We start from the raw sequence: 9,533 nt of genomic DNA, 5'->3' as shown, positions 1-9,533 counted from the left end.
GTCACAACTGTCATGCTGTTCCTTCCTGCTACAGTTTATTAAGCTTCGTCGCCGAACCAACAAATATTACGGGCGGCCATGATGAGCTCTCCGGCTTTTTCGTCGGTCAACCCTTCGATATCAGCCAGATCATCAATGCCCTGCTCGGCGAGATCTTCCAGCGTACAAACACCACGGGCAGCCAGTTTGAAAGCCATCAAACGTTCTAAACCTTCCAGATTTAACAAATCATCGGCAGGTTTAGTCTCTCCCAGGCTTTCTTCCTGAGCCAGCGCCAACGTGGTCAGCGCGTTTTTCGCACGCTCACGAAGTGCTTCAACGGTGGCTTCATCCAGACCGTCGATTTCCAGCAGTTCTTTCACCGGCACATAGGCCAGCTCTTCCAGCGTTGCGAAGCCTTCTTCAACCAACAGAGTGGCGAAATCTTCATCAATATCAAGATATTTAGTGAAGGTATCGATCGCCGCGTGGGCTTCAGCCTGGTGCTTCGCCTGCAGGTCGTCAACGGTCATTACGTTGAGTTCCCAGCCGCTCAGCTGTGAAGCCAGACGGACGTTCTGACCATTACGGCCAATCGCCTGCGCCAGGTTACCCGCTTCAACCGCAATATCCATGGTGTGTTTGTCTTCATCCACCACGATAGAGGCGACGTCAGCCGGAGCCATCGCGTTAATCACGAACTGCGCCGGGTTGTCATCCCACAGGACGATATCGATACGCTCGCCGCCCAGCTCGGTAGAAACCGCCTGAACGCGCGCGCCACGCATACCTACGCAAGCGCCAACCGGGTCGATACGCTTATCGTTGGTTTTTACCGCAATCTTCGCACGGGAACCCGGATCGCGAGCTGCGGCTTTAATTTCGAGAACTTCTTCGCCGATTTCCGGTACTTCAATACGGAACAGTTCGACCAGCATTTCCGGTTTAGAACGGGTGACGAACAGCTGAGCGCCGCGCGCTTCCGGACGTACCGCATACAGGACACCGCGAATACGGTCGCCAGGGCGGAAGTTTTCGCGCGGCAGCATATCTTCACGCAGGATCACGGCTTCAGCATTGCTGCCCAGATCCAGGGTGATGTTGTCGCGGTTTACTTTCTTCACCACGCCGGTGATGATTTCACCTTCGTGCTCGCGGAACTGATCGACGACCATGGCGCGTTCAGCTTCACGTACTTTCTGTACGATAACCTGTTTCGCCGTTTGCGTGGTGATACGGTCGAAGGTAACCGATTCAATCTGGTCTTCAACGTAGTCGCCAGGATTCATGCTTTCGTCTTCGTAGCGCGCCGCTTCAAGCGTAATTTCGCGAGTTGGCTGGGTGACTTCTTCGACGACCAGCCAACGACGGAAGGTGTCAAAATCACCGCTACGACGATCGATGCTCACACGCACGTCGATCTCTTGTTCGTATTTTTTCTTGGTAGCCGTTGCCAGAGCACTTTCCAGAGCTTCGAAAATCTTTTCGCGCGGCAGCGCCTTTTCGTTGGAAACGGCTTCAACAACAGCCAAAATTTCTTTGTTCATCGGGGCCTTTCACCTCAATCCAGACTGTTATAAGTGGGGATCCAGGTTCGCCTTCTGGATGTTACTCAGCGCGAACACTTCATCTTTGCCTTCGACGGTTACCGTGATCATCTCACCGTCTACCGCTTTGATAATGCCCTGCCATTTGCGACGGTTCTGCACCGCCATACGCAATACCAGCGCGACTTCCTCACCGGAAAAACGCTCATAGTGCTCGGCGGTAAACATCGGGCGATCGAGACCAGGTGAAGACACTTCCAGGTTGTAAGCTACGGTGATTGGATCTTCGACATCCATGACAGCGCTGACCTGGTGGCTCACATCAGCACAATCATCAACATTGATGCCATCATCACTATCAATATAGATGCGCAGTGTGGATGTGCGACCGCGAATGAATTCGATGCCGACCAGCTCAAAGCCAAGCGCTTCAACCGGCGCCGTGAGCATCTCTGTTAATTTTTGCTCTAATGTGGACAAACCCACCCCCAAGACATAAAAAAAGGGCGTATAGCCCAGTTATTCTGAAGTCAGATAACAAAAAACCCCGATAAATCGGGGTTTTAGATAACTGAACCCTGCGATCGCAACTGCGATCTGGAACACCTTCCAGGAGAATTCTTTCAAATTCGGATACGAAGGACCAGGTCCTCACAGTATATTTGAAAAAGTACTCAATGGGAAAGTGGTTGCGGGGGCCGGATTTGAACCGACGACCTTCGGGTTATGAGCCCGACGAGCTACCAGGCTGCTCCACCCCGCGCCTGAAACGTGGCACATTTTACTCTTATTGAGCAAAAGACGCAAATACTGCTGGGATTTGGTACCGAGGACGGGACATAAAATCGTGGTAAAGTTTATTGATAAACCCTATATTTTGTCAACATGTATTTCACATTCTCCGGTTCTCGTTTGTGCTGACATGTCGCTCTTTTTTAGCAAAAAAGTCATGAAGCACTTCCTGTCATCCGCAAAAGATGATTAAATGAAAACTCACAATTAATGCATAAACATGCAATAAGAGTTTATTCCATTTGACGTCATTGTTGCCAACCATTCAGGCATGGACATCGCGCAGTCACCGGGTCGCACCGAAAGGGCCACATGATTTTGCGCACCGCCCGGGGCAAACATGGCAAACAGAATAGTCAAATGGGATAAGTTCGACGACCTGATAAACCGAACTCACAACAGTCTCTCTAGCAGGGTTTTATTTTATGACGACGATTCTTAAGCATCTCCCGGTTGGTCAACGTATTGGTATCGCTTTCTCTGGTGGGCTGGATACCAGCGCCGCGCTGCTGTGGATGCGTAAAAAAGGCGCGGTTCCTTATGCCTATACCGCTAACCTGGGTCAGCCGGACGAAGAAGATTACGATGCCATTCCTCGCCGCGCCAAAGAGTACGGTGCCGAGGGCGCTCGTCTGATCGACTGCCGTAAACAGCTGGTCGCAGAAGGTATCGCGGCTATCCAGTGCGGCGCCTTCCATAACACCACCGGCGGTCTGACCTACTTCAACACCACTCCGCTGGGCCGTGCGGTAACCGGCACAATGCTGGTTGCGGCGATGAAAGAAGATGGCGTAAACATCTGGGGCGACGGCAGTACTTACAAAGGCAACGATATTGAGCGTTTCTATCGCTATGGCCTGCTGACCAATGCCGAACTGAAAATTTACAAACCGTGGCTGGATAGCGACTTTATCGATGAGCTGGGCGGCCGTCAGGAAATGTCCGAGTTTATGATCGCCTGCGGCTTTGACTACAAAATGTCCGTTGAAAAAGCCTACTCCACCGACTCCAACATGCTGGGCGCCACGCACGAAGCCAAGGATCTGGAATTTCTCAACTCCAGCGTCAAAATCGTCAACCCGATTATGGGCGTCAAATTCTGGGACGAAAATGTGAAAATCCCGGCGGAAGAAGTGACGATCCGCTTTGAGCAGGGTCATCCTGTCGCCTTAAACGGTAAAACTTTCAGCGATGATGTTGAGCTGATGCTGGAAGCGAACCGCATCGGCGGCCGTCACGGTCTGGGCATGAGCGACCAGATCGAAAACCGCATCATCGAAGCGAAAAGCCGTGGCATCTATGAAGCCCCGGGGATGGCGCTGCTGCATATTGCTTATGAGCGCCTGCTGACCGGTATTCATAACGAAGATACCATTGAGCAATATCACGCTCATGGCCGCCAGCTGGGCCGTCTGCTGTACCAGGGCCGCTGGTTTGACTCACAGGCGCTGATGCTGCGTGACGCCCTGCAGCGTTGGGTCGCAAGCGCCATTACCGGCGAAGTCACGCTGGAACTCCGTCGCGGTAACGACTATTCGATCCTGAATACCGTCTCTGACAACCTGACTTACAAAGCAGAGCGTTTGACGATGGAAAAAGGTGATTCGATGTTCTCGGCAGAAGACCGTATCGGCCAGCTGACGATGCGTAATCTGGATATCACCGATACCCGCGACAAACTGTTTGGTTATGCACAATCCGGTCTGCTGAGCGCCTCTTCAGCCACCGGCGTACCGCAGGTCGAAAACCTGGAAAACAGGGATAAATAAACCCATTTATGCTCCGCTCTCAGCCGACGCTAAGCCGTCGGCTTTTTTTTACCCTCTGCCGGGAAAAGCCGCGGACGGCTCAGGTTCTCTGTCACGCGTGGTCAAAGACTCACCTCTTGCCCGGTACAAGGGTTATCGCGTCCACTTTCAGACCACCGCCCCAACCGTCCGGCAAGAATACGCGAGACGGCCTATGAACGCCCTTTCTTTGATGGTGGAAGGCATTCGCCATCGCCGGTGATTGCGGCAACGAAGTAAATCAACGCAAGGGAGCGAGCGGGACGAAAAGTGCGGTGTCGGCAAAGCAGCAGACGGCAATGACGGGCAAAAAAAAAGACGCTTTTCAGCGTCTTTTCTTCGGAATGTTGGTACCGAGGACGGGACTTGAACCCGTAAGCCCAATCGGGCACTACCACCTCAAGGTAGCGTGTCTACCAATTCCACCACCTCGGCACAGATACAACTTTTAGTGCGGGATATCGCTGCTCGGCTGCGCCGGCGCTGCTGGCTGAGTCTGCTCGGTTTTCGGCGCGCTCAGATTATCCCACTCACTTCCTTTATTGGTTTTGTTGCTATTGATATTACCCAGCACCAGACTGATGATGAAGAACAACGCTGCCAGGATACCGGTCATACGGGTCATGAAGTTACCCGAACCGCTGGAACCAAACAACGTGCCGGAAGCGCCTGCTCCGAAGGAGGCTCCCATATCAGCGCCTTTACCTTGCTGCAGCATGATCAGACCAACAAGGGCAATCGCTACAATAAGGAAAACAACTAAAAGAGCTTCTTGCATAATCAACCTGTTCCTTGCGGATTCGCCGCATACCAATTGCTTCAACCAATAAAGCGGGACGTTTTAACGTTTCCCACTGAAGCGGGTGTGAATACTAACCAAAGCGAATGACCTTCGCAAGGGCAATTTCGGTGCATTGTATCAACTGCGGAAAAAAACAGCAAAAAACGATTTTTTGGCGAATAAAAAGGCGGCAAGCGCCGCCTTTTTAAACACTTAGCGCCACGTATTATGCGTTTTTCACCGCATCGGCAATACGGTGCGCAAATTCATGCACCTGCTCTTCGTGTTCACCTTCCACCATCACCCGAATCAGCGGTTCTGTGCCGGATTTACGCAGCAGTACGCGGCCACGGTTGCCTAATGCGGCTTCAACCTCGGCCATGACCGCTTTGACGTTTTCATGCTCCAGCGGGTTGCCGCTGCCTTCGGTGAAGCGCACGTTGACCAGAATCTGCGGGAACATTTTCATCCCGCTGCACAGGTCATGCAGGCTCATGTGGTTACGTACCATCGCAGCAACAACCTGCAGGCTCGCCACGATGCCGTCACCGGTGGTCGTTTTGTCCAGCAGGATAACGTGCCCGGAGTTTTCCGCCCCGATACGCCAGCCTTTCTCCTGCAGCTTCTCAAGGACGTAGCGGTCGCCCACTTTCGCCCGGGCAAACGGAATACCCAGCTGTTTGAGCGCCAGCTCCAGCCCCATGTTGCTCATCAGCGTCCCCACCGCGCCGCCGCGCAGCTGACCCTGGCGCAACCCTTCACGGGCGATGATATACAGAATCTGATCGCCATCGACCTTATTCCCTTCATGGTCGACCATAATGACGCGATCACCGTCGCCATCATAGGCAATGCCGAGATCGGCTTTTTCGGCCAGCACGCGCGCCTGCAGAGCACGCACGTCGGTCGCCCCCACCTCTTCGTTAATGTTCAGCCCGTTGGGTTCGCAACCCATCGTAATAACCTGGGCGCCAAGCTCGCGGAACACATTCGGGGCGATGTGATAGGTTGCGCCGTGCGCGCAGTCGACAACGACTTTCAGCGCATTCAGGCTCAGTTCATTCGGGAAGGTCCCCTTGCAGAACTCAATGTAACGACCCGCGGCATCCACAATACGGCTGGCTTTCCCCAGCTCAGCAGAATCGACGCAGGTGAGTTCTTTCTCCATTTCCGCTTCGATGGCTTCTTCCACATTGTCCGGCAGCTTGGTGCCTTCAATAGAAAAGAATTTGATGCCATTGTCATAGAACGGGTTATGCGACGCTGAAATCACGATCCCGGCCTCAGCACGGAAAGTGCGGGTCAGATAGGCCACCGCAGGCGTTGGCATCGGGCCGGTGAAAGAGGCTGAAAGCCCCGCAGCGGCCAGCCCCGCCTCCAGGGCCGACTCCAGCATATAGCCAGAGATACGGGTATCTTTCCCGATAATGATTTTGCGTGAACCGTGGCGCGCCAGCACCTTCCCCGCCGCCCAGCCCAGTTTGAGCACGAATTCCGGGGTGATGGGCGCATCGCCTACGCGCCCACGGATACCATCGGTGCCAAAATATTTGCGGTTACTCATAACGTTTATTTTCCTTTGTGCTCAGAGTCGCTTCCACCACGCGTAGCGCTTCTACCGTTTCTTTGACGTCATGGACGCGAATTATCTGCGCGCCCTGTATCGCTGCAATGACTGCACAAGCCAGACTGCCGCTAAGGCGTTCCGTCGGTCCGACGTTAAGCAGTTGCCCAACCATCGATTTACGCGACATACCGACCAACAGCGGGAGACCGAAATGGTGGAACTCGCCGAGCCGGGCAAGCAGCTCATAATTATGGGCAAGATTTTTACCGAAACCGAACCCTGGGTCGAGCAACAATTTCTCTTTTGCGATACCTGCCCGCTCACAACGCACGATGTGTTCGCTGAAAAAGCGCGCGACGTCGGCAAAAACATCGTCATACTTCGGCGCTTCCTGCATCGTTTTTGGCTGGCCTTGCATATGCATCAGGCATACCGGCAGCCCGGTTTGCGCAGCGGCCTCCAGCGCGCCGGGTTCGGTCAGGGAGCGGATATCATTGATAATATGTGCCCCTGCCCGCGCGGACTCGCGAATCACTTCAGGCTTCGAGGTGTCAACGGAAATCCAGACCTCAAAGCGCTGAGCTACCGCCTCGACGACCGGAATGACTCGCGCCAGCTCTTCCTCAACGCTGACATCCAATGCCCCCGGACGCGTCGACTCGCCGCCGATATCAATGATAGTTGCTCCCGCGTTAATCATCAGATTGGCGTGTTTGACCGCTTCTACCAGCGAATTGTGCGTCCCGCCGTCGGAGAAGGAGTCAGGGGTAACGTTAAGGATCCCCATCACGTGCGGATGGGAGAGATCGAGGGTTGAGCCCTGGGCTACGAGTTTCATCACGGAATCCCTGAATCAGGAGAGGTTAATCAAAAGAAAAACCCCGGAGCGGCGAACGCCCCGGGGTTGAGATATGCACAGCAACGTCAACAGCGGTTAACTTATTTGTCGCCCAGCTGCTCTGACATGGTGTTACCCGGGTTCGGCGTACGCGGTTCATCGACCGGACGCGGCGCACTCGGGGTGCCATTGTTGCCAGAATTATTGGTGCCGTTTGGATCTTCCCAACCCGCAGGTGGGCGAACGGCACGGCGCGCCATCAGGTCATCAATCTGCGGTGCGTCGATGGTCTCATATTTCATGAGCGCATCTTTCATCGAATGCAGGATGTCCATGTTGTCGTTCAAAATCTGACGAGCACGGTTGTAGTTACGCTCAACCAGTGATTTTACTTCCTGGTCGATGATACGTGCTGTCTCATCGGACATATGTTTCGCTTTCGCGACGCTACGGCCGAGGAACACTTCACCCTCTTCCTCTGCATACAGCAGCGGACCGAGTTTGTCAGAGAAGCCCCACTGCGTCACCATGTTACGCGCCAGGTTGGTCGCGACTTTAATGTCGTTCGACGCCCCGGTAGAGACATGTTCTACGCCGTAGATAATCTCTTCCGCCAGACGACCGCCGTAGAGGGTAGAAATCTGGCTTTCCAGTTTCTGACGACTGGCGCTGATAGCATCGCCTTCCGGCAGGAAGAAGGTCACACCCAACGCGCGACCGCGCGGAATAATCGTCACTTTATGCACCGGATCGTGTTCCGGTACCAGGCGGCCGATAATCGCATGGCCCGCTTCGTGGTAAGCGGTGGATTCTTTTTGCGCTTCCGTCATCACCATGGAGCGACGTTCCGCACCCATCATGATTTTGTCTTTCGCTTTTTCGAACTCGACCATCGATACCACGCGTTTGTTGCCACGGGCAGCAAACAGTGCGGCTTCGTTAACCAGGTTCGCCAGGTCAGCGCCCGAGAAGCCCGGGGTCCCGCGCGCAATGATTGCCGCGTCGATATCCGGCGACAGCGGTACGCGACGCATGTGAACTTTCAGAATCTGTTCACGACCACGGACGTCCGGCAGACCCACGACAACCTGACGGTCGAAACGACCAGGACGCAGCAGCGCAGGGTCAAGAACGTCCGGACGGTTTGTCGCCGCGATAACGATAATACCTTCGTTACCTTCGAAACCATCCATCTCAACCAGCATCTGGTTCAGGGTCTGTTCACGTTCGTCATGACCACCGCCCAGGCCAGCGCCACGCTGGCGACCGACGGCGTCGATTTCATCGATGAAGATAATGCACGGTGCCGCTTTCTTGGCCTGTTCGAACATATCACGCACGCGAGATGCGCCTACGCCGACGAACATTTCAACGAAGTCGGAACCGGAAATGGTGAAGAACGGCACTTTCGCTTCACCGGCGATAGCTTTCGCCAGCAGCGTTTTACCGGTACCCGGAGGGCCGACCATCAGGACGCCTTTCGGGATTTTACCGCCCAGCTTCTGGAAGCGGCTCGGTTCACGCAGGTATTCAACCAGTTCACCCACTTCCTCTTTCGCCTCGTCGCAACCGGCAACATCAGCAAAAGTGGTTTTGATCTGGTCTTCCGTCAGCATACGGGCTTTGCTTTTGCCGAAGGACATCGCGCCCTTTCCGCCGCCGCCCTGCATTTGACGCATGAAGAAGATCCAGACACCGATCAGCAAGAGCATCGGGAACCAGGAAATAAAGATGGAAGCCAGCAGGCTAGGTTCTTCCGGCGGTTCGCCAACCACTTTGACGTTTTTCGTCAACAGGTTATCGAGCAGCTTCGGATCGTTAACCGGAATGTAAGTCGTGTAACGGTTACTATCTTTCTTGGTAACGTTGATCTCACGTCCGTTGATACGCGCTTCGCGAACCTGGTCCTGGTTGACCTCTTGCAGGAAGGTTGAATAATCCACCTTACGGCCATTAGACTCGCTGGGCCCAAAGCTCTGGAATACTGACATCAGCACAACGGCAATGACCAGCCAGAGTATTAGGTTTTTCGCCATGTCACTCAAGGGATTAACCTCTTATTACAACTGTGTTAAAAACAGCGTCAGGATACTCTATATCCAGTGTCTTTCAAACTTTCGTTTGAAATCTACCGGTTATGGTTTACGCCCGGTCGCTACAATGTACACTTCACGCGAACGTGCGCGAGAAGAGTCCGGCTTACGAACTTTGACCTTCGTAAACAGGGAGCGAATCTCTCTTA

General features: G+C 53.9%; 8 protein-coding genes and 2 tRNA genes. 1 reads left to right on the top strand and 9 read right to left on the bottom strand.

All coding sequences use genetic code 11. The features are described 5' to 3' along the window. Positions 1–38 precede the first annotated feature (38 nt). The 3 genes from nusA to ACI2JR_RS27260 form a co-directional block, all read right to left on the bottom strand. On the bottom strand, positions 39–1,526 hold the full coding sequence (gene nusA / locus ACI2JR_RS27270) for a transcription termination factor NusA (protein WP_132729557.1): 1,488 nt from the start codon (positions 1,524–1,526) through the stop codon (positions 39–41). Positions 1,527–1,553: 27 nt separating this feature from the next. Further along, the gene (rimP, locus tag ACI2JR_RS27265) at positions 1,554–2,006 is read right to left on the bottom strand and encodes a ribosome maturation factor RimP (RefSeq protein WP_462479982.1); all 453 of its coding nucleotides are present in this window, start codon (positions 2,004–2,006) and stop codon (positions 1,554–1,556) included. Positions 2,007–2,212: 206 nt separating this feature from the next. Further along, positions 2,213–2,289, bottom strand: a tRNA-Met gene (locus ACI2JR_RS27260). 454 nt (positions 2,290–2,743) lie between these two features. Between ACI2JR_RS27260 and argG the strand changes: the two genes are divergently transcribed. Beyond that, a complete protein-coding gene (gene argG, locus ACI2JR_RS27255; protein ID WP_132729556.1) occupies positions 2,744–4,087 on the top strand; it encodes an argininosuccinate synthase in 1,344 nt (447 codons plus the stop codon). Positions 4,088–4,453: 366 nt separating this feature from the next. Here the strand turns inward: argG and ACI2JR_RS27250 are convergent. The 6 genes from ACI2JR_RS27250 to ACI2JR_RS27225 all read right to left on the bottom strand — a co-directional run. Then, positions 4,454–4,540 (bottom strand) — tRNA-Leu (locus ACI2JR_RS27250). Positions 4,541–4,553: 13 nt separating this feature from the next. Then, on the bottom strand, positions 4,554–4,883 hold the full coding sequence (gene secG / locus ACI2JR_RS27245) for a preprotein translocase subunit SecG (RefSeq protein ID WP_132729803.1): 330 nt from the start codon (positions 4,881–4,883) through the stop codon (positions 4,554–4,556). A gap of 229 nt (positions 4,884–5,112) precedes the next feature. Next, positions 5,113–6,450: a phosphoglucosamine mutase gene (gene glmM / locus ACI2JR_RS27240; protein ID WP_462479981.1), complete on the bottom strand. Its 1,338-nt coding sequence runs from the start codon at positions 6,448–6,450 to the stop codon at positions 5,113–5,115. Beyond that, complete coding sequence (gene folP, locus ACI2JR_RS27235; RefSeq protein ID WP_462479980.1) at positions 6,443–7,291, bottom strand: dihydropteroate synthase; 849 nt, start codon at positions 7,289–7,291, stop codon at positions 6,443–6,445. The genes glmM and folP overlap by 8 nt, the downstream gene beginning before the upstream one ends. 101 nt (positions 7,292–7,392) lie before the next feature. Beyond that, a complete protein-coding gene (gene ftsH, locus ACI2JR_RS27230; protein ID WP_132729554.1) occupies positions 7,393–9,327 on the bottom strand; it encodes an ATP-dependent zinc metalloprotease FtsH in 1,935 nt (644 codons plus the stop codon). A 99-nt stretch (positions 9,328–9,426) separates the two neighbouring features. Continuing rightward, the coding region (locus ACI2JR_RS27225) for an SAM-dependent methyltransferase (RefSeq protein ID WP_347884390.1) at positions 9,427–9,533 on the bottom strand (107 nt) is incomplete at its 5' end.

This window comes from Klebsiella sp. NPDC088457 (assembly GCF_044900465.1).
Classification (GTDB): domain Bacteria; phylum Pseudomonadota; class Gammaproteobacteria; order Enterobacterales; family Enterobacteriaceae; genus Klebsiella.
This window is presented reverse-complemented; position numbering and strand designations above follow the sequence as displayed.

Coding starts and splice junctions, on each gene's coding strand:
- nusA (WP_132729557.1), bottom strand. CDS start 1,526: ATGAACAAAGAAATTTTGGCTGTTGTTGAAGCCGTTTCCAACGAAAAG.
- folP (WP_462479980.1), bottom strand. CDS start 7,291: ATGAAACTCGTAGCCCAGGGCTCAACCCTCGATCTCTCCCATCCGCAC.
- glmM (WP_462479981.1), bottom strand. CDS start 6,450: ATGAGTAACCGCAAATATTTTGGCACCGATGGTATCCGTGGGCGCGTA.
- ftsH (WP_132729554.1), bottom strand. CDS start 9,327: ATGGCGAAAAACCTAATACTCTGGCTGGTCATTGCCGTTGTGCTGATG.
- secG (WP_132729803.1), bottom strand. CDS start 4,883: ATGCAAGAAGCTCTTTTAGTTGTTTTCCTTATTGTAGCGATTGCCCTT.
- argG (WP_132729556.1), top strand. CDS start 2,744: ATGACGACGATTCTTAAGCATCTCCCGGTTGGTCAACGTATTGGTATC.